Annotated in this window: 20 protein-coding genes; 14 read left to right on the plus strand and 6 right to left on the minus strand. The window is 61.8% G+C overall.

Features of this window, described 5'->3' with window-relative positions:
• Positions 1–104 precede the first annotated feature (104 nt).
• Together ACIX9_RS14800 and ACIX9_RS14805 are read left to right on the plus strand one after the other, a co-directional pair.
• Entirely contained in the window at positions 105–887 is a 783-nt protein-coding gene (locus ACIX9_RS14800) for an enoyl-CoA hydratase-related protein (protein WP_013581303.1), read from the plus strand.
• Between the two features lie 66 nt (positions 888–953).
• A complete protein-coding gene (locus ACIX9_RS14805; protein WP_013581304.1) occupies positions 954–1,490 on the plus strand; it encodes a hypothetical protein in 537 nt (178 codons plus the stop codon).
• A gap of 19 nt (positions 1,491–1,509) precedes the next feature.
• Here ACIX9_RS14805 and era read toward each other — a convergent pair whose 3' ends face one another.
• A complete protein-coding gene (era, locus tag ACIX9_RS14810; RefSeq protein ID WP_013581305.1) occupies positions 1,510–2,568 on the minus strand; it encodes a GTPase Era in 1,059 nt (352 codons plus the stop codon).
• A 128-nt stretch (positions 2,569–2,696) separates the two neighbouring features.
• Here era and ACIX9_RS14815 point away from each other — a divergent pair, with 128 nt between their 5' ends.
• Entirely contained in the window at positions 2,697–3,422 is a 726-nt protein-coding gene (locus tag ACIX9_RS14815) for a TIGR03435 family protein (RefSeq protein ID WP_013581306.1), read from the plus strand.
• On the opposite strand, the gene ACIX9_RS14820 is transcribed toward ACIX9_RS14815, so the two are convergent.
• From ACIX9_RS14820 to ACIX9_RS14830, 3 genes are all read right to left on the minus strand, one after another.
• Positions 3,419–4,771 (minus strand): hemolysin family protein, encoded by a 1,353-nt coding sequence (locus ACIX9_RS14820; RefSeq protein WP_013581307.1) that lies wholly within the window; start codon positions 4,769–4,771, stop codon positions 3,419–3,421. The two genes, ACIX9_RS14815 and ACIX9_RS14820, sit on opposite strands and share 4 nt — an antisense overlap.
• Positions 4,768–5,235, minus strand: a complete 468-nt coding sequence (gene ybeY, locus ACIX9_RS14825; protein WP_013581308.1) for an rRNA maturation RNase YbeY — start codon at positions 5,233–5,235, stop codon at positions 4,768–4,770. The genes ACIX9_RS14820 and ybeY overlap by 4 nt, the downstream gene beginning before the upstream one ends.
• 87 nt (positions 5,236–5,322) lie before the next feature.
• Positions 5,323–6,360: a PhoH family protein gene (locus tag ACIX9_RS14830; protein WP_013581309.1), complete on the minus strand. Its 1,038-nt coding sequence runs from the start codon at positions 6,358–6,360 to the stop codon at positions 5,323–5,325.
• Between the two features lie 580 nt (positions 6,361–6,940).
• Here ACIX9_RS14830 and ACIX9_RS14835 point away from each other — a divergent pair.
• The 3 genes from ACIX9_RS14835 to rpsT all read left to right on the plus strand — a co-directional run bounded on the left by ACIX9_RS14835 (position 6,941) and on the right by rpsT (position 9,237).
• Positions 6,941–7,348: a BlaI/MecI/CopY family transcriptional regulator gene (locus ACIX9_RS14835; protein ID WP_013581310.1), complete on the plus strand. Its 408-nt coding sequence runs from the start codon at positions 6,941–6,943 to the stop codon at positions 7,346–7,348.
• A complete protein-coding gene (locus ACIX9_RS26990) occupies positions 7,345–8,700 on the plus strand; it encodes a M56 family metallopeptidase (RefSeq protein ID WP_013581311.1) in 1,356 nt (451 codons plus the stop codon). Before ACIX9_RS14835 ends, ACIX9_RS26990 begins: the two co-directional genes overlap by 4 nt.
• 255 nt (positions 8,701–8,955) lie before the next feature.
• Entirely contained in the window at positions 8,956–9,237 is a 282-nt protein-coding gene (rpsT, locus tag ACIX9_RS14845; RefSeq protein ID WP_013581312.1) for a 30S ribosomal protein S20, read from the plus strand.
• Positions 9,238–9,454: 217 nt separating this feature from the next.
• Here rpsT and ACIX9_RS14850 read toward each other — a convergent pair whose 3' ends face one another.
• On the minus strand, positions 9,455–11,098 hold the full coding sequence (locus ACIX9_RS14850; protein WP_013581313.1) for a hypothetical protein: 1,644 nt from the start codon (positions 11,096–11,098) through the stop codon (positions 9,455–9,457).
• Positions 11,099–11,217: 119 nt separating this feature from the next.
• Here ACIX9_RS14850 and ACIX9_RS14855 point away from each other — a divergent pair, with 119 nt between their 5' ends.
• The 3 genes from ACIX9_RS14855 to ACIX9_RS14865 all read left to right on the plus strand — a co-directional run bounded on the left by ACIX9_RS14855 (position 11,218) and on the right by ACIX9_RS14865 (position 15,614).
• A complete protein-coding gene (locus ACIX9_RS14855; RefSeq protein ID WP_013581314.1) occupies positions 11,218–13,263 on the plus strand; it encodes a M13 family metallopeptidase in 2,046 nt (681 codons plus the stop codon).
• Between the two features lie 142 nt (positions 13,264–13,405).
• Positions 13,406–14,347: a DMT family transporter gene (locus ACIX9_RS14860; protein WP_013581315.1), complete on the plus strand. Its 942-nt coding sequence runs from the start codon at positions 13,406–13,408 to the stop codon at positions 14,345–14,347.
• A gap of 115 nt (positions 14,348–14,462) precedes the next feature.
• The gene (locus tag ACIX9_RS14865; protein WP_157477593.1) at positions 14,463–15,614 is read left to right on the plus strand and encodes an acyltransferase family protein; all 1,152 of its coding nucleotides are present in this window, start codon (positions 14,463–14,465) and stop codon (positions 15,612–15,614) included.
• On the opposite strand, the gene ACIX9_RS14870 is transcribed toward ACIX9_RS14865, so the two are convergent.
• Positions 15,601–16,863 (minus strand): threonine synthase, encoded by a 1,263-nt coding sequence (locus ACIX9_RS14870; RefSeq protein WP_013581317.1) that lies wholly within the window; start codon positions 16,861–16,863, stop codon positions 15,601–15,603. The genes ACIX9_RS14865 and ACIX9_RS14870 overlap by 14 nt on opposite strands.
• A gap of 80 nt (positions 16,864–16,943) precedes the next feature.
• On the opposite strand from ACIX9_RS14870, the gene ACIX9_RS14875 reads away from it, so the two are divergent.
• From ACIX9_RS14875 to ACIX9_RS14895, 5 genes are all read left to right on the plus strand, one after another.
• Positions 16,944–17,903: an HAD-IIB family hydrolase gene (locus tag ACIX9_RS14875; RefSeq protein WP_013581318.1), complete on the plus strand. Its 960-nt coding sequence runs from the start codon at positions 16,944–16,946 to the stop codon at positions 17,901–17,903.
• 4 nt (positions 17,904–17,907) lie between these two features.
• Entirely contained in the window at positions 17,908–18,672 is a 765-nt protein-coding gene (locus ACIX9_RS14880) for a lytic transglycosylase domain-containing protein (protein ID WP_013581319.1), read from the plus strand.
• Positions 18,669–19,712: a lysylphosphatidylglycerol synthase transmembrane domain-containing protein gene (locus tag ACIX9_RS14885; protein WP_013581320.1), complete on the plus strand. Its 1,044-nt coding sequence runs from the start codon at positions 18,669–18,671 to the stop codon at positions 19,710–19,712. Before ACIX9_RS14880 ends, ACIX9_RS14885 begins: the two co-directional genes overlap by 4 nt.
• 220 nt (positions 19,713–19,932) lie before the next feature.
• Positions 19,933–20,442, plus strand: coding sequence for a transcriptional regulator NrdR (gene nrdR, locus ACIX9_RS14890; RefSeq protein ID WP_013581321.1), 510 nt, complete (start codon positions 19,933–19,935; stop codon positions 20,440–20,442).
• A 13-nt stretch (positions 20,443–20,455) separates the two neighbouring features.
• Positions 20,456–21,475, plus strand: a complete 1,020-nt coding sequence (locus tag ACIX9_RS14895; protein ID WP_013581322.1) for an isocitrate/isopropylmalate dehydrogenase family protein — start codon at positions 20,456–20,458, stop codon at positions 21,473–21,475.
• Positions 21,476–21,564 lie beyond the last annotated feature (89 nt).

Consider the following 21,564-nt stretch of genomic DNA (forward strand, 5'->3'; position numbering starts at 1 on the left):
AGTCCGGGATATCGATCAAATCCGGGTGCCCCATCCTCAGACCGCAGTCTCATCGCGGTTAGGGTAAGAAAGTAGAATCTCCACGTACTCATAACGGAGCACCCATGCCCTACGAAACCCTCCTCCTGGAAGTCGAAGAAGCCATAGCCACCATCACCCTGAACCGCCCGCAGGTATTAAACGCCCTCAACGCCCAGCTCTTCACCGACCTCGACGCGGCCATCACCACCCTCTCCAGCAATGCAGAGATAAGAGCCATCATCCTGACCGGCGCGGGCGAAAAAGCCTTCGCAGCGGGAGCCGACATCTCAGAACTCGCCCAGACCGACGCCACCACCGGCGAGACCCTCGCCCTTCGCGGCCAGGCCGTCTTCACCCACATCGAAACCTGCGGCAAGCCCGTCATCGCCGCCATCAACGGCTTCGCCCTGGGCGGCGGCTGCGAACTCGCCCTTGCATGTACCCTCCGCCTAGCCTCAGAGACCGCCCGCATCGGCCAGCCCGAGGTCAAACTAGGCCTCCTCCCCGGCTACGGCGGCAGCCAGCGCCTTCCCCGCCTCATCGGCCCCAGCGCCGCCCTCAAACTGCTTCTGACCGGCGACATGATTCCCGCCCCGGAAGCTCTACGTCTCGGCCTGGTCGACGATATTCACCCCCCTGCTAACCTCCTGCCAGCCGCCTTAGCCTTGGCTAAAAAGATCGCAGCCCAGGCCCCATTAGCCGTACAAGCCTGCCTCGAAGCCGTCCACCAAGGCGCGGATCTTCCCCTAAACAAAGCCTTGGCCCTCGAAGCACACCTCTTCGGCCGACTCAGCGCCACAGAAGACAAAAAAGAGGGCACCGCCGCCTTCCTGGCCAAGCGCCCCCCCACCTGGACCGGCCGCTAACGCACTTTCTAATCCCTGGGCCCTTTTACGTACCCCCCAGTCCCTTTTCCCGTTATCCTATATTCTGTGCGCCCCACATCGTTTCTTCTCCCCCTGGCCCTGCTTCCCCTCCTCACCGGCTGCCGCTCCATCCCCGACGCCTCCTCGGCCCCCAACGCCACCGCCGAGCAGCGCGCGCAGTTCAACGACATCCGCCAGCAGCTCGACGAGATCCCGCCCCCCAGCAAGACCCGCTACATGGCCGTCAAGACCCTCACCTCGTGGGAGAACCCCTACCTCACCATCCAGGGCCAGATGGTCACCCTCCACGTCACCATCGCGGACGCCAACCCCAGCCAGTTCGGCAACGGCGGCCTACTCCGTCCCGTGGGAGCCCGCCGCCAGGACCTCAACGTCCGCACCTCGGACCTCGCCGCCGCCCTCAACGCCGTCCCCACGACCGCGTGGCCCTACGGCCGTGTCATCGCCGTAGAGGAGGCCCACGACATCCCCGCCGCAGCCAAACCTGAGGTCCGCCGCAACATGGAGGTCGCCATGAAGACCATCAACGACCTCGGCATCGTCCTCTACGAGTGGCAGGAGGGCGGAGCCAGCCTCCGCTAACCCCCGCGCCTGAAGCGGCCTACTCCTCGCCGGCCTGCTTCTTCGCCAGCTCTTCCATCTGCCGCCGCCAGTCCAGGTCCTCGATGAACCCGGGCTTGGACCGCCACTCCTCCTGCACCTTCACAAACAGCTCCAGAAACACCCGGGTTCCCAGCAGCCCTTCAATATCCTTCCGCGCCGCTGACCCAATCTCCTTCAGCATCGCCCCCTGCTTGCCGATCAGGATCGCCTTCTGCCCCGTCCGCTCGCAGAAGATAGCCGCTGCAATCTTCGTCACCGGCAGCCGCCCATCCGCCAGCTTCTTCAAGGACTTCGGCTCCTCAAACCGCTCGATCACCACCGCGGTCGAGTAAGGAACCTCCTCGCCCGTCAGCAGCAGAATCTTCTCCCGAATCAGCTCCGCCACCAGGAACCGCTCCGGCTGATCCGTCAACTGCTCCTTCGGGAAGTACCTCTGCCCCTCCGGCAGATGCGCCACCACCTTATCCAGCAGCAGATCCAGGTTGATCTTCTTCCGTGCAGAAACCGGGATGATCTCCGCAAACTTGTACAGCCCGGACCAATGCGCAATCAGCGGCATAATCTCCGCGGGCGAGATCTGGTCGATCTTGTTCAGCAGCAGGATCACCGGGCAGTCCAGCTTCTTCACCAGTTGCAGTGAAAAGTCATCCTCCGCCGCGCTCAGCGTCATGCGCCCCGTAATCTTCGGCTTCTCCCCCGGGACCTCCGCCACCGGCAGCCGGTGCGTCACGTCCACGATAAACAGCACCGCATTCCGCGACTCCAGCGCGTCATGCACCTCCTGCATCATGCGTTTATCCAGTTGCGTATCCGGCTTATGAATCCCCGGCGTATCCACCAGCACGATCTGCGCCGCCGGATGCCCGGCCGTCTCGATCGCCCCCACCTTCGTCTTCTTCTTCGCTGGAACTTCCAGCACGCCATGAATGCGTGTCCGCGTGGTCTGGGGTTTATGCGTCACAATCGCGAGCTTCTGCCCCAGCAGCGCGTTGAGCAAGGTGGACTTACCGGCGTTGGGCCGGCCAATAATCGATACAAATCCCGAACGAAAAGCCATCCTACAATTATGCGCTGTAAAACACGCGAAGCGTCCAAAACCGTGCGAAGCACCGCCCGCCCGGCGCCAGGGCGCACTTGCCGTTGCCCTTACGGAACCAGATCCCGCAAATCCCCGTACAAGCCCCCATGCGCAACATCATCCTTACCCTCGTCCTGCTCGCCCCCCTCGCAGCCCGAGCCCAGACCTTCGCCGTAGCCTCCATCCGCCCCACCACCATCCCCGTAGAGTTTGAGCGCGATGGCTCCACCAAACTCACGCCCGGCGCACTCCACATGCGCGACGTCACCGTCAGCACCTGCATCAAGTGGGCCTACGGTGTCCAGCGCAGCCAGGTCTCAGGCCCCCCATGGATCGAGTCCGATCACTTCGACATCGAGGCCCGCTCCGACGCCCCAGCCACCGAAGCCCAGACCAGACTCATGATGCGCGCCCTCCTCGCCGACCGCTTCAAGCTCACCTTCCACCAGGAAAAAAAGGAGCTCCGCGGCTTCGCCCTGCTGCCCGCGAAAAACGGCACCAAGCTCCACCCCGTAGCCGTCGAAGAAGAATCCTTCCGCCAGAACTCCGTCAACGGCATGACGGCAAGGTCCCTCACAATGCATGACTTCACCGATTTCATCGCAGGCGTCCTCGAAAAACCCACTGTCGATCAATCCGGCCTGCCCGGCAAATATGACTTCAAGATCGACTTCACCCACTACGTACCCACCGAAGAAAACGGTGAACGACCCGACGCAGCCGCCGTCATCAACGCCACCCTGCAAGGCGAGCTAGGCCTGAAAATCGAGCCTCAAAAAGTCACCGTAGACGTCATGGTTCTCGACCACGTCCAGCCCCCTTCCCCCAACTAAGGCGCTTCCACCGCACTCAACGAAACCCGTACCCGGTCGATTCGCCGATCCGTACTCGCCAGCACCTCCAACCGCAGCCCGTCGCCCTCCACCACCTCACCCGGCAGCGGAATATGCCCCGCAATCTCGCTCACCAGCCCGCCAATCGTGGTCGATTCATAATGCTCCGGCAGCCGCACCGCCGTCGGCTCGTCACGATCATCCTCCCCATCCTCATCGTCCGGCGCAGCCGCCCCCTCAGCCCGCTCCGTAAACTGATCCGCAAACAAATCCCGCAGCCGCGATAGCTCAAATCCACCCGAAACCGCGTACGCCCCATCCGCCTCACGCACCGGAGCGTCGTCCTCTTCGGTCTCGTCATGCTCGTCAGCGATGTTCCCCACAATCGCCTCCAGCAGATCTTCGATCGTCACAATTCCCGCCACCGCGCCATACTCGTCAATCACGATCCGCATATGCTGCTTCTCGCTCTGCATCTCCCGCAGCAGCTCCGCCACCATCTTCGTCTCCGGCACAAACGCCGCCGGCCTCTGCATCTGCGCAATCGTCCGCGTCACCGCATCCGCATCCGTAATCTGCAGCAGATCGTGCGCAAACGCAATCCCCGTCACATGATCCAGAGACTCCCGATACACCGGCACACGCGAGAAGACATGCTGCTCCAGCAGCTCCGTAAACTCCTTCAGCGTCAACGTAGCCGGCACCGCAAAGATCTCTGGCCGAGGCGTCATCACCTCGCGCACCACCTTATCCCCAAACTCCACCACCGACCGCACCAGTTCGCGGTCGCTCTCCTCCAGAATCCCCTCTTCCTCGCCCGCTTCGAGCAGCGCATCCATCGCCTCCGACGGATGATCCTCCTCCTCCGTATCCTCCGGCTCTGCCAGCGCCGCAATCGAAAGCAGCAGTCCCAGCAGCAGCGTAATCGGCAGGATCAGGTAGAACAGCGCCTGCAGCACGTACCGGATCTTCACCACCCAGATCCCACGCGTCCGCGCAAACAAAACCTGCGGCACCAGCCGGTCGAAGATCAGGATCACCAGCACCAACTCGAACAACGTAACGGCGACCTGTTTCCACCCAGCCCCCGGGATAGCAAGCAACGTCGCCAGAAGCTGCATCCCGAAGATCACCGAAACCCCAGCCAGCGAGAGCTGCCGCAGCACGCTCGCAGACTGCGCCACACTCTCCCGCCCCAGCTTCAGCTTCGGCTCAACCCGCTCCTCCCACGAGTCGATATTGTCCTGATAGTTCCGCGCCAGGAACTTCCCCATCTCCCCATACACCCGGTCAATATAGGCCGCCATCGCCAAAACAAGCAGCAGCGCCGCAAGCAGAACAAAGCTCATCGCTTAGTCCTCCCGCCTTTGGCTGTCACTCGCTCAATCAACCCCACCGGCAGCCCAAGCTCTTTTCTCAGCTCAGCCTCTCGAGCCGCCATCTCGCCGGAGTCGGTCTCATGATCCTCACCCGCCAGGTGCAGCAACCCATGCAGCAGCAGAATCCTCACCTCATCCCGCAGCCCATGCCCATGCTCCGCCGCCTGCTTCGCCGCTGTGTCGAGCGAAACAGCAAGATCCCCCGCCACACCTTCAAACTCCTCAGGAGCCGGAAAGCTCAGCACATCGGTCGCCTTGTTCTTGCCCCGAAACGCCTTGTTCAGCCGCTTGATCTCCACGTCGGAGGTCAGCAACACCTCAACCTCGCCGTCCAGACCGACGGCTTCGCGCGCCCGGTTCAAAAAACGCGCCAGACCGGACTTACTCAGAGAGCTGACGTCGAGGGAACTACTTGGAGGGTCGATGTTGATCATCGGTCAGGGGTAAAACAAAACTCTGGAACAAAAAGCACAGGGGCCATCTCGAGCCCCTGTGCATCATCGTACCGCATCGTTATCAATCTACTGCGGCTTCGCCATGGTCGACGGAGTCACAACGCCCAGCGCAGACACGTCCGCCACACCCGCGTCGCCAATCGGCAACGGCAGTTGCGCGCGTCCATACGTGTCGTAAGCCCGCACAATCCGCTGCACCAGGTGATGCCGAACCACGTCCACATCCTCAAAGTGACAGAACTTGATGCCCTCCACGCCGTCCAGCACCTTCAGCGCTTCCAGTAGTCCACTCTTCTTCGGATTGGGCAGATCGGTCTGCGTCAGATCGCCCGTAATCACCGCCTTGGAGTTGTTCCCAAGCCGCGTTACGAACATCTTCATCTGCTCCTGCGTCGTATTCTGCGCCTCGTCCATGATGATGAACGCATCGCTCAACGTACGGCCGCGCATGAACGCCAGCGGAGCCACTTCAATGACGTTCCGCTCCAACAGCTTGTCCACCTTCTCCTGATCAAGCAGGTCGTACAAAGCGTCATAAAGCGGCCGCAGATACGGATCGACCTTCTCCTGCAGCGAACCCGGCAAAAACCCGAGCCGCTCCCCAGCTTCAACCGCCGGCCGGACCAGAATAATACGCGAAACCTTCTTCGCCATCAGCGCACTCACCGCCATCGCCACAGCCAGGTAAGTCTTACCGGTTCCCGCAGGCCCCAGTCCAAACGTCATGTCGGAGGTCTCGATCGCCTCCACATACTTCTTCTGATTGGGCGACCGCGGCTGCACCATCCGCTTCACCCCCGCGCTGCGTTGCTTACCGGAGTCCACAAGCCCACGCAAAGTCGAGGCCGGATCGGCCACCACCAGCTTCAGCAGCGCATGAAGCTCCCCGTTCTGGAGCGTCACGCCGCCTCGTCGCAGCGCGTCGAAATCAGCAAAAATCTGCGCCACGCGGCCCACCTGCGCCTCTTCGCCGCTGACGTGGATCGCATCCGAACGCAGATCGATCGAGACGTGAAGACTGTCCTCCAGCAACCGCAAGTTCTCATCGCGGGTGCCATAAAGGGGCTCGATTCCGGGAGTGATGTCCAATGCTTTTTTGATCAAGTGTTTCTCTGACCTCCGTCAGGGTGGCGCTGGGTTGAAAGCTGGGTTGCCTTATGCCGCAGGACAGCAAAGCCCTGAGACTTGGACAGACTTGTTACCTGGAGGTTTGCATTGCGTGGGGAGGATGAAACGGAGAGGCTGAAACGGCGACACCAGAAACGGTGCGCCTTGGCTGAGACCGGGATGGTGAGAGTTACCAATCGGGTGCCGATAATGGTTGGAGACTAGAACTTCGCCACCCACACGTCAAGAGTGGATATCTAGGTCGAAATTCAACCTTCGTACACACTTCCCCATTTGATTCCCCCCAGCGACACTGCTCTGAACGTCGCCACGGCCCCCTTCTTTGTCATTCCCGAAGGGAATCTGCAGTTGCCGTTCGGATTAGAGGTGGGCTTCAGCCCACCGTCAAAGGCCACAAAATGATCCGGGCTTTAGCCCCGGGCAGCTCCCCACCTACCCCACCCTCGTTCAAAGCCGCTGCCCGCCCGCCCAAACATCGTCCACCCCAACTCCTAAATTTTTAGGTTGACAAATATCCCACCCCCGTCCTAACCTCCTAATCACTTAGGAGATTCACATGCCGGACGACCCACAAACCAACCTAACCCGCCTCGAACTCCGCATCATGCAGGCCCTCTGGACCCTTGGCGAAAGCAACGTCGCCTCCGTCCAGCAGGCGCTCGACCCACCCCTCGCCTACACCACCGTCCAGACCATGCTCAACATCCTGGAGCGTAAAGGCAAGCTGGAACGCCGCCGCGAAGGCCGCGCCTTCCTCTACAACCCCGTCGTCACCCAGGCCCGAGCCTCCGGCCAGGGCCTCCGCGATCTCATCGACCGCATGTTCGACGGCTCCAGTGAAGAGCTCGTCATGAGCCTCCTCAAGAATCGCCAGATTGACGCGGACCGCCTCACCGAGATCACCGAACGTTTCAACGCCAAAGCCGACCCCGATCCCACCATTGCAAAGAAGGCCAAGCCATGAACTCCTTCGAATCTTTCCTCCTCGGCTATCTCCTCAACTCCCTCTGGCAGCTCCCGTTCCTCTTCGCCGCCGCCTGGCTCGCAGCCCTTGCGCTCCGCCCCTTTGGCCCCACGGTCGAGCATCGCGTCTGGGCCATCGCTCTCCTGCTCCAAAGCCTCCTGCCCGCGCTCTCCCTCGCATCGTTTCAGTGGCTCACCAGCCTGGCCCCATGGTTCAGCCAAGCCGGGCCCACAGCCCCCGGTCAGGTCTCGGTCACCGTTGGCCCGGGCCTCGCCGCCGGCAACGTCACACTCTCAACCAGCCTCCTGACCGGCATCGCCGTCCTCTACACCCTCGCCATCGCCTTCTTCCTCATCCGTCTCATCCGCAGAGCCGGCACCGTCCTCCATCTCCGCCGTACCGCCGTCCCCACCCTGCTCACCCCGGAGGCGGAGGCAGTCTGGCAGCAGTGCTGCCGTCATTTCAACCTCATCACACCCAATGCCCCAACCGTTGCCCTATCCCTGACCGTCCTCGGCCCCGTAACCTTTGGCCTCCGCCGTCCCGTCGTACTCTTTCCCTCCGGCATGATCCCCAGCCTGCCCCTTCCGCAGCTTGAAGCCGTGATGGCCCACGAGTGCGCCCACCTCTACCGCAAGGACTTCGCCCTCAACCTCCTGTACGAGGCCGCGTCCCTCCTCATCAGCTTTCACCCCATCCTCTGGCTCACCCGCGAGCGCCTCATCGAGACCCGCGAGATGAGCTGCGACCACCTCGCCGCACAACTTGTCGGCCCAACCCCTTACGGACAGTCTCTTCTTCGGCTCGCCTCCCTCCTGATCACAGGGCGCTCAGCCCGCGCACCTCACGCCATCGGAATCCTGGATGCCAACATCTTCGAGAGGAGAATCATGAAACTCACCGAAAAAACAAAGCCCCTCGCCGGCACACGCCGCACCCTCATCCTCGCTGCCTGCACCGCCTTCGCCCTCGCCACCTGCGGCTCCGCCCTTGCACTCAGGCTCAACGTGGCAACCCCCACCTCCACGTCCACTCTCAACGGAAAAGACAGCAACCAGGCCGGAACCGCCAAAATCGCAGGCGGCGTCATGGCCGGCAATATCCTGACCAAATCACAGCCCAAATACCCGGAGCAAGCCAAGAAAGACCACATCCAGGGTGCCGTCCTGCTCCACGCCATCATCGGCAAGGATGGCACCATTGAAAACCTCACCGTCATCTCCGGCCCCCAGGAGCTGCAAACCTCCGCCCTCGACGCGGTCCGCCAATGGGTCTACAAACCCTACCTCCTCAACGGTGAACCCACTGAGGTCGATACCACCATCACCGTCAACTACTCCCTAGCCAACTAACCCGCCTGCAGAGGTCGTTCCGAAAGGGAACCCACCTCGGGTTCCCTTTTTGTCTCCTGGTTGTCATTCCCGCAGGGAATCTGCGTTTGCCTTTCTTGCGGCGGCACGGCCCCAAATCTGTTGACCTCCGCCCCATTCTTCCGTAGACTTAGAAATTGCAGGGAGTGCGGCAGGCTGTGTTCACGGCCCGGCCCAAAAGCCCGCACCCAAATTCCGCTCAGAGTTCAAGCTCGAGCCCAATAGAAAAGAGTTCTCATGGCAAATCACGTATCCTCGCTCAAGCGCGCCCGTCAGACCATCGTCAAAACCTCCCTGAACCGCGCCAACAAGAGCAAGCTCCGCGGCACCCTCCGCATTCTCCGCGAGGCCCTCGCCAAGGGCGATGCCACCGACCTCATGAAGGTCTACAGCAACACCGCCTCCATCCTCGATAAGAGCGTTCAGAAGGGTATCCTTCACAAGAACACCGCCAGCCGCTATAAGAGCCGTCTCAACGCCCGCGTCAAGACCGCGATCCTCGCGAAAAAGGCCGCCTAAGCAGCTTCAGTCTCAGAAAAGGCCAGCCCAGACGGGCTGGCCTTTTCCATTGCACTCCCCCAAAATAAAGTGCCCTTTGGACCTACCCCTAAAGTCTCTGTTTTGAAGACTTTAGCCCCGCTTTGGCACTCAAAATGCGCCCTGATGCGACCCCAAGTCCAGACCTAACCCAAATGGAATGAAGACTTTGCGCAAAGAGAGGGGGAGTGGGGGGTACCTAGTCATTCCCCTTTGGATGCTCCGCATCGTACAGCGATGGCTTCTTCCGATGCCCCATCGTCTCCGGCTCGTAAACCTCATCCCCATTCATGATCACCCGCTGCTGTTGAGCGGAGGCAGGCGCGACCTTCCCCGTCTCACTCGCCGTCTGTGCCGGTAGAGCCTCCGCCGCCGCCTGCGGCTTCGCACCTAAATCCCCCTCCGGCGCAACCACCTTTTCCTTGGCCTCCACCTTCTCCGACCGAGTCTCCTTGGGCCCCTCCGCCTCAACCGCCACCCGCCTGGCCCCCAGGTCGATCCGAGCCGTATTCCGGGCAGGGGCATACTCCCCCGCCAGCTTGATCTGCTGCTCATCCTTCTTGCTCAGCGCCGGCAACTTGTAGACCTCAATCGCATCCGCCCGAACCACGGTCAGCTCCGTCCCATCCGGCGAGAGGTCGAAGTTCTGCCCCGCCTTCTGGATCGGCGCAGCCTGCGTCTTCAGCAGCGTCCGCCCATCATGGCTCTGCAGCACCGTAATCTCGGTGGCCGACACCATATCCGCCGTCAGGTTATCCGGGTCCACGTACGTTCCCGCCACCAGCGTCCGGCTCAGCGCGAACCGCCCCGTAGCCGGGGCCGGCACCACGTAAGGAAACACATGCCGCGTCGGAAATGCGTCGATCCAGTTCTGTTCCCCCTTCAGATTGAAGCCCGAGAGCTGCTGCTTATCCTCGGTCCCTCTGCACCCAAACGCCACAAACTCACTCGCGCTGATAAATCTCGCCCGCGGAATGCACGTCGAGTCATACGGTGAAAGCTCCAGCTTCTTCCCCCCGCCATGCGGCTGAAAGTCAAAGTCATACACCCCAGGCGATTCCTGCGAAACATCCAGGTATCCCTCTGATGTAGCCGCAATCTCAATCAGATCCCGGGCCCGCACCAGCCCGGAGGACTGCGCCACCAGCTTCTCCTCATGATCTTTTCCGGGCTCCACAAAGAACCGGAAGAACGCAATCTGCACATCCGGAGCGTCCCGCTTCTGCAACTCCATCGGCCTGCCCTGTGCAGCCGCCAGCGACGCCATCGCCGCGGCCGCCCCCGTAGCCTTCTCCACCGGCTTCGGAATCGTCTCGATCGTCAGCAAATCGTTCATCGGCGAAACAGAGATATGCCCAATGTGCCGCTCTGTCGTAACGAACGGCTCTTCCTGAAACGGCTTATCCTTGGCCAGGTTCAGCATCGGGCTCAGCAGCGAGAGCCGGTTCCGAATCCTCAGCAGAAACCGCCCATGCCCGATCGGCCAAAGATACTGCCCATGATCCCGCAGATGCCACTCCGTCCGCCCCAGCACCTTCCCGCTCGGCAACTCCAGCAGCACCGCCTGCACATTGCGGTCGTAGTCCAGCGGCTCCGAGTCCGCCATCCGCTTGATCAGCCCATGCGTCGTAAACGTCACCAGCAGGTGCTGATCGTCGACAAAGTGCAGCGTATACATCGTGTCGCCGGCCAGCAGATAGTGCGCCGCAATCGGCTGAAACCCAATGCTGTCCAGCGGAATCGACACCACCGGCCCGGCCGTCTTGGCCGCCCCCGCCCGCACTCCACCCAGCAGCATCGCCACCGCCGCAAAAACTATCCCGAACTTCGCCCGAACCGTCATAGCCCTGTCTTCGTATCGTCTGGTGTAGTTTGTGCGGAACTCTCCGCTGATCTACTGTTTCATAGACGCACTTACCGAACAAACGACCACAGCCGCGCCCACATCAGGAAGGAACTCGAATGTCCCTGAAGCACCTTGCCCTCCCCGCCCTGGCCCTCGCCTGTACCACCCTCTCCGCCCAGGCTCCAGCCGCGAAGCCCACCTACCTCCCCACGCCCAGCTTTGATATCGCCTCCATCAATCCCTCCGCAGACCCCTGCAATGATTTCTACAAGTTCGCCTGCGGAAACTATGCCGCAAACCATCCCATCCCTGCCGACCAGGCCAGCACCGATGGCTTCTACACCCTCTACAACGTCAACACGGAAGAGCTGAGCGGCATCCTCGCCAAGTACGAGAAGCCCGATCCCTCCCGCACCCCTGACCAGCAGAAGATCGGCGACTTTTACCACGCCTGCATGGACACGGACGCCATAGAGAAGTCCGGCCTCACCCCCATCGCCGGTCTCCTCGCTGAAATCGACTCCATGACCCTCCGCAACCTCCCCTCCCTCGCCGGCAAGCTCTCCCGCATCAACGTCACCGTCTTCTTCGGTTTCGGCGAGCAGCAGGACCTCAAGGACGCCACCAAGCAGATCGCCAACATCGACCAGGGTGGTCTCGGCATGCCCGAGAAAGACTACTATCTCCGCACCGGGGCCAAAGACGAGCAGCTCCGCAAGGACTACGTCGCCCACATGACCAAAATGCTCACCCTCGCCGGTTCCACCCCCCAGCAGGCCCTCAAGGATGCCACTGCGGTCATGGCCTTTGAGACCGCCCTCGCCAAGGCCAGCATGGGCGTTACGGAGCGCCGCGACCCCGAAAAGACCTACCACCTCGTCCCCATCTCGGAGATCAATAAATCGTTCCCCTACGGTCTCTTCGGACAGTTTGAGGACGCCGTCCACTCCCCGCGAGTCACGGAGATCAACGACGCCAACCCCTCTTACATCCCCGCCGCCGTAGCCCTCATCCGCGATACCGACCTCGAAACCCTGCGTGCCTACATCCGCTATCACCTCCTCACCGCGGAAGCCCACAACCTTCCCAAGAGTTTCGACCAGGAGAACTTCGACTTCTACGGCCGCAAGCTCACCGGCTCTGAGGTTCAGCGCGCCCGTTGGAAGCGTTGCAGCGCAGCCGTCGACGGAGATCTCGGAGAAGCGCTCGGCAAGGTCTATGTAAACCAGTACTTCGCCGGCGACAGCAAGAAGAAGACCCTTGAAATGGTCACGGACATCGAAGACGCCATGGATCGCGATATCGATCAGCTTGACTGGATGAGTCCCGCCACCAAGACCCGGGCCAAGGAGAAGCTCCACCTCGTCGCCAACAAGATCGGCTACCCGGATCACTTCCGCGACTACTCCTCAGTCACCATCAAGCCCACCGACGCCATCGGCAATGACATGCGCGCCACTCAGTTTGAGAACGATCGTCAGCTCAACAAGATCGGCAACCCCGTCGATCATCAGGAGTGGGGCATGACGCCCCCCACCGTCAACGCCTACTACAACCCCAGCATGAACGACATCAACTTCCCCGCCGGCATCCTGCAGCCTAACTTCTACGACCCCAGGCAGGATGACGCCGTCAACTACGGCCACATCGGCGCAGTTATCGGCCACGAGCTCACCCACGGCTTCGACGACGAAGGCAAGAAGTTCGACGGCAACGGCAATCTCAGCGACTGGTGGACCGCCGAAGACACCAAGAAGTTTGAGGCCAAAACCGACTGCGAGGTCAACGAGTACAACCAGTTCGTCGCAGTAGACGACGTACACGTCAACGGCAAGCTCACCCTCGGCGAAAACACCGCAGACAACGGAGGCCTGCTTCTCGCGTACATGGCCTACCTGGACCGCGCCAAAAAGCAGGGCGTAGACCTCGCCGCGAAGAAAGACGGCTACACTCCCATCCAGCGCTTCTACATCTCCTTCGGTCAGAACTGGTGCGCCAACGACCGCCCTGAGGCCATCCGCTCTCAGGTCCTCACCGACCCCCACTCCCCGGACCAGTTCCGCACCAACGGCCCCATCGTCAACCAACCTGGCTTCGCAGCAGCCTTCAGCTGCAAAGCCAACTCCCCCATGACCCCCACCAAAAGCTGCCGAGTCTGGTAAACACAAAAAAACAATATCAACCCGAGTCAAGGCGGATTGACCCACCAAGGGTCCAATCCGCCTTGATCGCTTTTATCAATCTTTATCAACTCAGGCCGTTCCTCACCCCGGCACCAATCTTTATCTGTGCGACCCTGAATAGATGCCCCAGGCACCACCCAACCGCACCTTAGGCTTCGCCGCCTGCGCCCTCGCCAGCTCCCTATGGGGCTGCGGCTTCTTCTTCGGAAAGATCGCACTCGCCGAGATGAACGTAGGCGCAATGGTCTTCTACCGATTCCTCTTCGGCACCGTCGTCCTCATACCCCTCCTCTTCACCCACAAGCCCCGCTTCACCCGCCGCGACTGGCTCATCCTCCTCGCCGCCTCTTTCCTCGGCGTCCCCGTCCAGTTCCTCCTGCAGTTCTACGGACTCTCCCTCACCACCGTCAGTCACGCCTCGCTCATGGTCGGCACCATGCCCGTCATCCTGGCCGTAGGAGCAGCCATCCACGCTCACGAGCGCATGGACCGCACTGGCTGGCTGGCCCTGAGTCCCTCCACCCTCGGAGCCGCCCTCATCGCGCTCAGCGCCCACCCCCACGGCCCCAACCAGGCCACGCTCACCGGCGACCTCATCGTCGTCGTCTCGCTCCTCATCGCTCTCTTCTGGATTCTCATGAACAAGCACCTCATGGACGGAGTCAGCCCGGAGGAAAAGCACTCCCCCATCGCCGTGACCTCGTATGGCCTCCTGCTCGGCACGGTGATGCTCTTCGCCATCGTCCCACCCATCTGGGGCCTGCCACCCATCCATCACATCTCCGTCAAGGCCTGGCTTGCCCTCATCGCCAGCGGGGTTCTCTGCACCGCAACTACAACGCTCCTCTGGAACTGGGGCCTCACCCAGGTCCCCGCCTCGCAGGCCGGAGTCCTCCTAAACATGGAACCGCTCCTCGGCTCGATCCTGGGCGTAGTCGTCCTCAAGGAGACCCTCGGACCCACAGCCTGGGTAGGAGGACTCATGATCCTCGCCGCCGCCGTCACGCTCACCACCCACTCCAAGACTCACATTCGCAAGGAGCTTGAGCCGGTACACGGCTAAAATAGGGGTTCCTGATCACGACGCAAGTCCAAGAACAAGAGCTCAAGCCACTTTGAGCCCTGGCACCAAAGATAATCGGACGAAGAGGAAACGGTTGCTCAACCCCAAGGAAGACATGCCCAGATTCGACGGACAAACCGTACCCAGCCCAATCACCCCGGCTAAAAAACGCTCCGCCTATCTCCCCACCCTTGACGGTTGGCGTGCCATAGCTATTCTCGCGGTCATCTTCGATCACGACGTGATCCACACGTTAGGCCCACTCAGCACCCGCCCACTCTACGAGTACGGCAACCACGGCGTCGACGTCTTCTTTGCCATCAGCGGCATTCTCATCTGCTTCCGGCTTCTGGACGAAGAATCCATCTTCGGCCGCATCCACCTCAAAGACTTTTACATCCGCCGAGCCTTCCGCATCCTTCCCCCGGCGCTCATGTACCTCGCCGTCATCAGCCTCTTCGCCGCATTTGCACTCATCACAGTTGGCTGGCATGAGGTGGTCGCATCCATCTTTTTCCTTCGAAATTATCCCCGCCTCACCGGCTTCAATGGTGGCCCGGATAACTGGTACACCTCCCATTTCTGGTCGCTCGCGCTGGAAGAGCAGTTCTACCTCTTCCTTCCGGCTCTTCTCATTCTCATTGCGCGTCGTTATCGCGCTGCCATCCTTGCCGCTCTCGCTCTCCTCGTAGCCATCCACCGGGTCTTCGCCCTCCACGGCCGCGCCTGGGTGCTGATCGACCTCCACACGGATGTGCGGATCGATTGCCTCCTCGTCCCCGCCATGTTTGCGATTCTCGCCTATGGCCCCCAGAACCGTGAGCTCTTCAAAAAGTGGCTCAGGTTCTGGCCGCTCCTCGCCATCGCCCTCCTCTGCATCCTTCCGTTCGGAGAGGGCACGGCTTTGCGAGCCACGGCCATCTCCTGGCTCATGCCGCTCATCGTCCTCGGGTCCGTGCTCAATCCGCAAACCTTCCTCGGAAAGGCTCTGGAGTGGAAGCCCCTTCGTTACATTGGGCGGATCTCCTACAGCCTCTACCTCTGGCAGCAGCTCTTCTTCCTGGGCCATTTCGGCCCACCTGATTCCAGGCTGAGCCTGCTCCAGAGCTGGCCGCTCCGGCTCATCCTCACCTTCGCCTGTGCCCTCGCCAGCTATGAGCTTCTGGAGCGGCCGCTCGCCCGACTCGGCCATAAACTTGCCCCGTCGGCCACCCCCGGCCGCTCCGATCTCCAGTCAACCACCGAAGCCGCCCCTAAACCGGCGTAATAATCCCCCCGACCGGCATAGCCGTCGGCAGCGTCCCCGGCCGGCGCAGCTTCATCGCCTCCGCGGTCATATCCGTATACTTCAGCCCGGCACCCGTATTGAACAGCACCACCGTCTCCTCAGGTGTCAGTTCACCCGAAGCCAGCAGCCGCTCATAAGCCGCCGTAGCCGCCGCTCCCTCCGGCGAGAGAAACAGCCCTTCATGCTTGGCATAGTCCAGGATCGAAGCCAGAATCTCCTCATCCGTCGAAGCGATCGCCGACCCACCCGAAACCCTCACAATATCCAAAATGATCGCATCCCCATAAGGCTTCGGCACCCGCAGCCCGGCCGCAAACGTAGCCGCATGCTGGAAGAACTCCGAAACATCCTTACCACCGTCATACGCCTTCACAATTGGCGAGCAGCCCGAGGCCTGCAGCGCATACATCTTCGGTCGCTTCGAGCCCCTCTCCACCCACCCAAGCTCTTCCATCTCGTCAAAAGCCTTCCACATCCCGATCAGCCCCACCCCGCCCCCCGTCGGATAGAACACCGCATCCGGGTACTTCCATCCAAGCTGCTCCACCAGCTCATACCCCATCGTCTTCTTGCCTTCGATCCGGAACGGCTCCTTCAGCGTCGAAATATCGAACCAAACCTCGTTCGCCGGCGTCCCCGCCTCCTTCTGCCGCTTGATCTCCTCGCCCACCAGCCGCGCGCAGTCTGAGATCAGCCCGTCGATCATATGCACGTCCGCCCCGTAGATCACGCCCTCGAGATAGTTCGCAAACGGCACATCCTGCGGCATATAAAGATGCGCAGCGATCCCCGCCGCAGCCGCATAAGCCGCTAGCGCGCCAGCCGCATTGCCGGCGCTCGGCACCGCCAGATGCTGCAGGCCATAGTGCTTTGCCATGGTCACGGCCATCGCCAACCCGCGAGCCTTGAAGCTCCCCGTCGGATTATTGCCCTCTTCCTTGATGAACAGCCCGGCGTGCCGTTTGCTCTGCACCATCGGCGTCCAACCCTCGCCCAGCGTCACCGGCGTAACATCCGGCAGCACGTCCTTATACCGCCACATCCCCAGCGATTTCGCAGATTCAGCCGCATACTTCGCCGGATTCTCACGCTTGGCCGTCTTTTTCATCTCCTCCATGTCGTACCGGACATAGAGGCTCTCGGCTGTAGCCGGGTCGAGCGTCTGCGGAGTATCGGCTGAAATGCGGTTGTGGCTGCGTACGGACTCGAGATAAGCGATCTTAGGCATCCGTCCATCGTAATAGATATGTGCAGATATGTGGTATACCAGCCGACCCCGCCCGGGAAACCGCGGTGAGAAAATGGTTCATGCCCCACGCCGCACCCATCCGCCTCATCGCCATCGATATCGACGGCACCCTTCTCAGCCACGAAGGCCGCGTCGGCGCCCCCAACCAGGCCGCCCTCGCCCTCGCCCGCTCCCTCGGCGTCGAGGTCGTCATCGCCACCGGCCGCCGCCACTGCTACGCCATGCGCGTCCTCCGCGACATCGGCCTACCCGAATCAGCTGTCCTCATCAGCTCCAACGGCACCGTCGTCCGCAATCTCTCCAGCCAGCTCATCGAGCGCACCCACATGAGCCCGGAGGCCACCGCCCTCCTCTGCAACCACCTCGCCGGCTTCCGCAACGCCCTCGTCATCACCTTCGACAAGGTCGGCCCCGACGGCGAAGACGCCCGCGGAGCCCTCGTCGTCGAGGAGTTGGCAGAAATCCACGCCAGCATCGAGCGCTGGGTCACCGCCAACGAGCTCTACATCGTCCACGTCAATCCCATCGAGAACGCCCTCAAGAACGACGCCCCCATCCAGGCAATGCTCGTCGGCACCATGGACCGCATGGCCCAGGCCGAAGCCCTCCTCGTCTCGCATCCAGGCGTCGCAGCGGTTGGCGAAACCCTATCCGGCGGCCTCATCTCCCTCAACCGCACCGCCTACCCCGAACGCGATCTCAGCATCCTCGACATCCTCCCCGCCGGCTGCTCCAAGGGCGCCGCGCTCCTCCGCCTCGCAGCCTCGCGCGGCATCCAGCCCTCCGAAATCATGGCCATCGGCGATAACTGGAACGACCTCTCCATGCTGGAGGTCGTCGGCCACCCCGTCCTCATGGGCAACGCCCCGGAGGACCTCAAAACCCTCGCCCGCCAGCATGGCTGGCGCATCGGCCTGCCCCACACGGAAAGCGGTGTAGCAGAAGCCATCGAATCCGCGCTCACCTCCGCCCTAACACCGAAGTCTCATGAGACAACGCAACCCACTCTGGTAGGCTAGTTCCGTGCATCTCACCCCTTTAAGGCAGACGCGAGTCCTCCGCACAGCAATCGCTGCGGCCCTTCTCGCCCTCGCACCCTTCGCCCACGCGGCGGAGCGCATCACCCTGAAGAACGGCAGCACCTTTGATAACTGCGTCCGTCACATAGCCGACGGAACCAACCTCCGCCTCTTCTTCCGCGCCGAGAGCGCCCGCGGCGATGATCCAGATGCCAACTACCTCGACGTCCCCGCAGCTTCCGTCGCCTCCGTTGAGATTGTCCCCGATCCACCCGCTCCCTTGTCGTCCCCCCCTTCTTTGTTGTCATCCCGCAGCGCAGCGGAGGGACCTGCTTCTTCTTTAGCGGCCTCTATAACTCCCACCATCGCCGAAATCCACCAGCTCCTCACCACCTCCGGCGCAGCCCACCACATTGACGTTGACCTCCTCGCCAGCCTCATGCACGCCGAAAGCGCAGGCAATGTCAAAGCCGTCTCCCGCACTGGCGCACGCGGCCTCATGCAGCTTATGCCCGGCACTGCCGCCCAACTCGGAGTGAAGGACGCCTTCGTCCCCGGCCAGAACGTCGAAGGCGGTACCAAGTATCTCGACGAGCTTCTTACCCGTTATCACGACGACATCGCCCTCGCGCTCGCCGCCTACAACGCCGGCCCCGGCGCGGTCGACCGCTACCACGGTGTCCCACCCTTCCGCGAAACCCGCGCCTACGTCTCCCGCATCATCCGCGAGTTCAACGCCCGTAAGTCCACCCTGGTCGCCGCTAAGTGAAGAAGGCCCTCCCCTGGGCCATTGGGGCCGCACTCCTCACCTTCATCGCCTGGAAGCTCTACTCCTCGCACTTTGACTGGCACAGCTTCGCCCAAAGCTGGCGCACCGCCGACTGGCGTCTCCTCCTCATCGCCATCACCGTCATCTACCTCCAGGACGTTCTCCGCGCCGTCCGCTGGGCCATCTTCCTCCGCCCCGCCTTTAAACAGACACAGCTCAAGCCCACCCACTGGTACAGCCTTGTCGGCTCCCAGTTCGTCGGCTTCACCGGCCTCGCCATCTTCGGCCGCATCGGCGAGCTCATCCGCCCGCTCCTCGTCTCCCGCCGCACCGGCCTCACCTTCAGCTCACAGATCGCCGTCGTCGCCGTAGAGCGCGTCTTCGATCTCGGGGCCTTCGCCCTCATCTTCTCGCTCAACCTCCTCTTCTCCCCCAGCCTCCAGAGCCTCCCGTATCACGAGCTCTTCCACAAGGTGGGCTACGCCATCGCCGCCCTGACGCTCTTTCTGGTCATCTTCGTAGCCTCCGTCCGCCTCGCCGGTTCGGCGGTAGCCACCCTCATGGGCAAATTCGTCGGCATGGCCTCTCCCAAGGCCGGCGCAGCGATCACCGACCGCATCCTTTCCTTCCGCGACGGCCTCAACGTCATCGACACCCCAGCCGACTTCACCGCCGTCACGCTCCTCAGCCTGCTCACCTGGGGCCTGATCGCGGTCTCTTATGTCGTGATCATGAAGTCCTTCCCACCCCCCGTCCACGACCTCACCATCTCCCACATCCTGGTCCTGATGGGCTTCTCAGTCGTCGGCTCCCTCGTCCAGTTTCCCGGCGTAGGCGGCGGCGCGCAGTTCGCCAGCATCACCGCCCTGACGCTCCTCTTCGGCATCCCCAAAGAGCTCGCAGTCAGCGCCGGCCTCATGCTCTGGCTCATCCAGAACATGAGCATCATCCCCGCCGGCCTCATCTTCGCCCGCATAGAAGGCATCTCCCTCCGCCAGGCCGCCCACACCACCGAAACCAAAGAAAGCTCCACCCTCTAACCATCACCACAGATCAAGCACTGAAGGCGCGGCCTATACCCAGGGCGCAAGCCCTGGGTATGCACAGAGCCACCCCGCCAAGGGCTGAAAGCCCGGCATATGCCCCTTTTCCCCTCCATCCACGCCACGTCATCGCATCCCGGTGGACCTTGCCGTCCTGATCCCTGATCCCTGTTCCCTGCTCCCTCTCTTCCCCCACTGCTAAAATCACCGTAAGCAAATGAAGTGTCCCTACTGTGCCTTTACGCAAGACCGCGTCGTAGACTCCCGCGAAAGCAAGGAAGCCGACTCCATCCGCCGCCGCCGCGAATGTGAACGCTGCAACAAGCGCTTCACCACCTACGAGCGCATCGACGAAATCCCCTACATGGTCGTCAAAAAAGACGGCCGCCGCGAGCGTTTCGACCGCCAAAAAGTCCTAGGAGGCCTCCTCCAGGCCTGCCAGAAGCGCAGCATCTCCTCCGCCCAGCTTGAGCGTATCGTCGACGAGGTCGAAACTTTCATCGTCGACTCACCCGAGCGCGAGCGCCTCACCACTGAGGTCGGCGAACTCATCATGGATCGCCTCAAGAACATCGACACCGTCGCCTACATCCGCTTCGCCAGCGTCTATCGCGACTTCAAGGACGTCCGCGAGTTCAAAGCCGAGCTCGAAGAACTCCTCGGCGGCGCCAAGAAACATCCCGAAGACCCCAGAAAACTTCTGAAACCCACACCCCGAAACGCATAAGGATAAGCCAAACATGCCCACCCACAAGATCACCCTCATCCCCGGCGACGGAATCGGCCCCGAGGTCACCGCCGCCACCGTCAAGATCCTCGAAGCAGCCGGCAAGATCACCGGCGCTTCCTTCGAGTGGCACACCCACAACGCCGGCGCGGATGCCTTCGCCAAAACCGGCGAGTACATCCCCCAGTCCCTCTACGACTCCGTAAAAGAAAACAAGGTCGCCCTCAAAGGCCCCGTCACCACCCCCATCGGCGGCGGCTTCACCTCGATCAACGTCACCCTCCGCAAGAAGTTCGATCTCTACTCCAACTTCCGCCCCGTCAAGAGCCTCCCCGGCATCAAGACCAACTACCCAAATCTCGATCTCGTCATCTTCCGCGAGAACACCGAAGACCTCTACGCCGGGCTCGAGGTGATGATCAACCCGGACATCGCCCAGTCCCTTAAGATCATCACCCGCAAGGGCAGCCTCCGCATAGCCAAATCCGCCTTCGAATACGCCCGCAGGCATGGCCGCAAGAAGGTCCACGCCATCCACAAGGCCAACATCATGAAGCTCTCGGACGGCCTCTTCCTCAAGTGCTGCAAGGAAGTCGCAGCCGAGTATCCGGAGATCACCTACGCCGAGCACATCGTAGACAACACCTGCATGCAGCTCGTCATGAACCCCTTCCAGTACGACATCATCCTGACCGAAAACCTCTACGGCGATATCCTCTCCGACCTTTGCTCCGGCCTCATCGGTGGCCTCGGCCTCGTCCCCGGAGCCAACATCGGCGTGGACGCCTCCATCTTTGAAGCCGTACACGGCTCCGCCCCGGACATCGCCGGCCAGGACAAGGCCAACCCCACCGCCCTCCTCCAGAGCGCCGTCCTCATGCTGCACCACCTCGAAGAGACGGCCACCGCCGACCTCATCCAGAAGGCCCTGGAGCGCGTCTACGCTGAAGGCAAAACCCTCACCCGCGACATCGGCGGCACCGCCGGAACCACCGCCTTTTCCGACGCCGTAGTAGCCGCACTCTCGGCATAGAAACTTGCTGAACCGATCGCCGTTTTGAAAGGGCGGGGCTTCAGCCCCGCCACTCGGCTCCCCCACTACCTTGCGGCTTTAGCCGCCGA

It is taken from the genome of Granulicella tundricola MP5ACTX9, from assembly GCF_000178975.2.
Taxonomy (GTDB): domain Bacteria; phylum Acidobacteriota; class Terriglobia; order Terriglobales; family Acidobacteriaceae; genus Edaphobacter; species Edaphobacter tundricola.

Bases quoted from the DNA above. Each gene is read 5' to 3' on its own strand.
- ACIX9_RS14800 (WP_013581303.1), top strand. From the start codon at position 105: ATGCCCTACGAAACCCTCCTCCTGGAAGTCGAAGAAGCCATAGCCACC.
- era (WP_013581305.1), bottom strand. From the start codon at position 2,568: ATGGCTTTTCGTTCGGGATTTGTATCGATTATTGGCCGGCCCAACGCC.
- ACIX9_RS14815 (WP_013581306.1), top strand. From the start codon at position 2,697: ATGCGCAACATCATCCTTACCCTCGTCCTGCTCGCCCCCCTCGCAGCC.
- ACIX9_RS14820 (WP_013581307.1), bottom strand. From the start codon at position 4,771: ATGAGCTTTGTTCTGCTTGCGGCGCTGCTGCTTGTTTTGGCGATGGCG.
- ybeY (WP_013581308.1), bottom strand. From the start codon at position 5,235: ATGATCAACATCGACCCTCCAAGTAGTTCCCTCGACGTCAGCTCTCTG.
- ACIX9_RS14835 (WP_013581310.1), top strand. From the start codon at position 6,941: ATGCCGGACGACCCACAAACCAACCTAACCCGCCTCGAACTCCGCATC.
- ACIX9_RS26990 (WP_013581311.1), top strand. From the start codon at position 7,345: ATGAACTCCTTCGAATCTTTCCTCCTCGGCTATCTCCTCAACTCCCTC.
- rpsT (WP_013581312.1), top strand. From the start codon at position 8,956: ATGGCAAATCACGTATCCTCGCTCAAGCGCGCCCGTCAGACCATCGTC.
- ACIX9_RS14850 (WP_013581313.1), bottom strand. From the start codon at position 11,098: ATGACGGTTCGGGCGAAGTTCGGGATAGTTTTTGCGGCGGTGGCGATG.
- ACIX9_RS14855 (WP_013581314.1), top strand. From the start codon at position 11,218: ATGTCCCTGAAGCACCTTGCCCTCCCCGCCCTGGCCCTCGCCTGTACC.
- ACIX9_RS14860 (WP_013581315.1), top strand. From the start codon at position 13,406: ATGCCCCAGGCACCACCCAACCGCACCTTAGGCTTCGCCGCCTGCGCC.
- ACIX9_RS14865 (WP_157477593.1), top strand. From the start codon at position 14,463: ATGCCCAGATTCGACGGACAAACCGTACCCAGCCCAATCACCCCGGCT.
- ACIX9_RS14870 (WP_013581317.1), bottom strand. From the start codon at position 16,863: ATGCCTAAGATCGCTTATCTCGAGTCCGTACGCAGCCACAACCGCATT.
- ACIX9_RS14875 (WP_013581318.1), top strand. From the start codon at position 16,944: ATGCCCCACGCCGCACCCATCCGCCTCATCGCCATCGATATCGACGGC.
- nrdR (WP_013581321.1), top strand. From the start codon at position 19,933: ATGAAGTGTCCCTACTGTGCCTTTACGCAAGACCGCGTCGTAGACTCC.
- ACIX9_RS14895 (WP_013581322.1), top strand. From the start codon at position 20,456: ATGCCCACCCACAAGATCACCCTCATCCCCGGCGACGGAATCGGCCCC.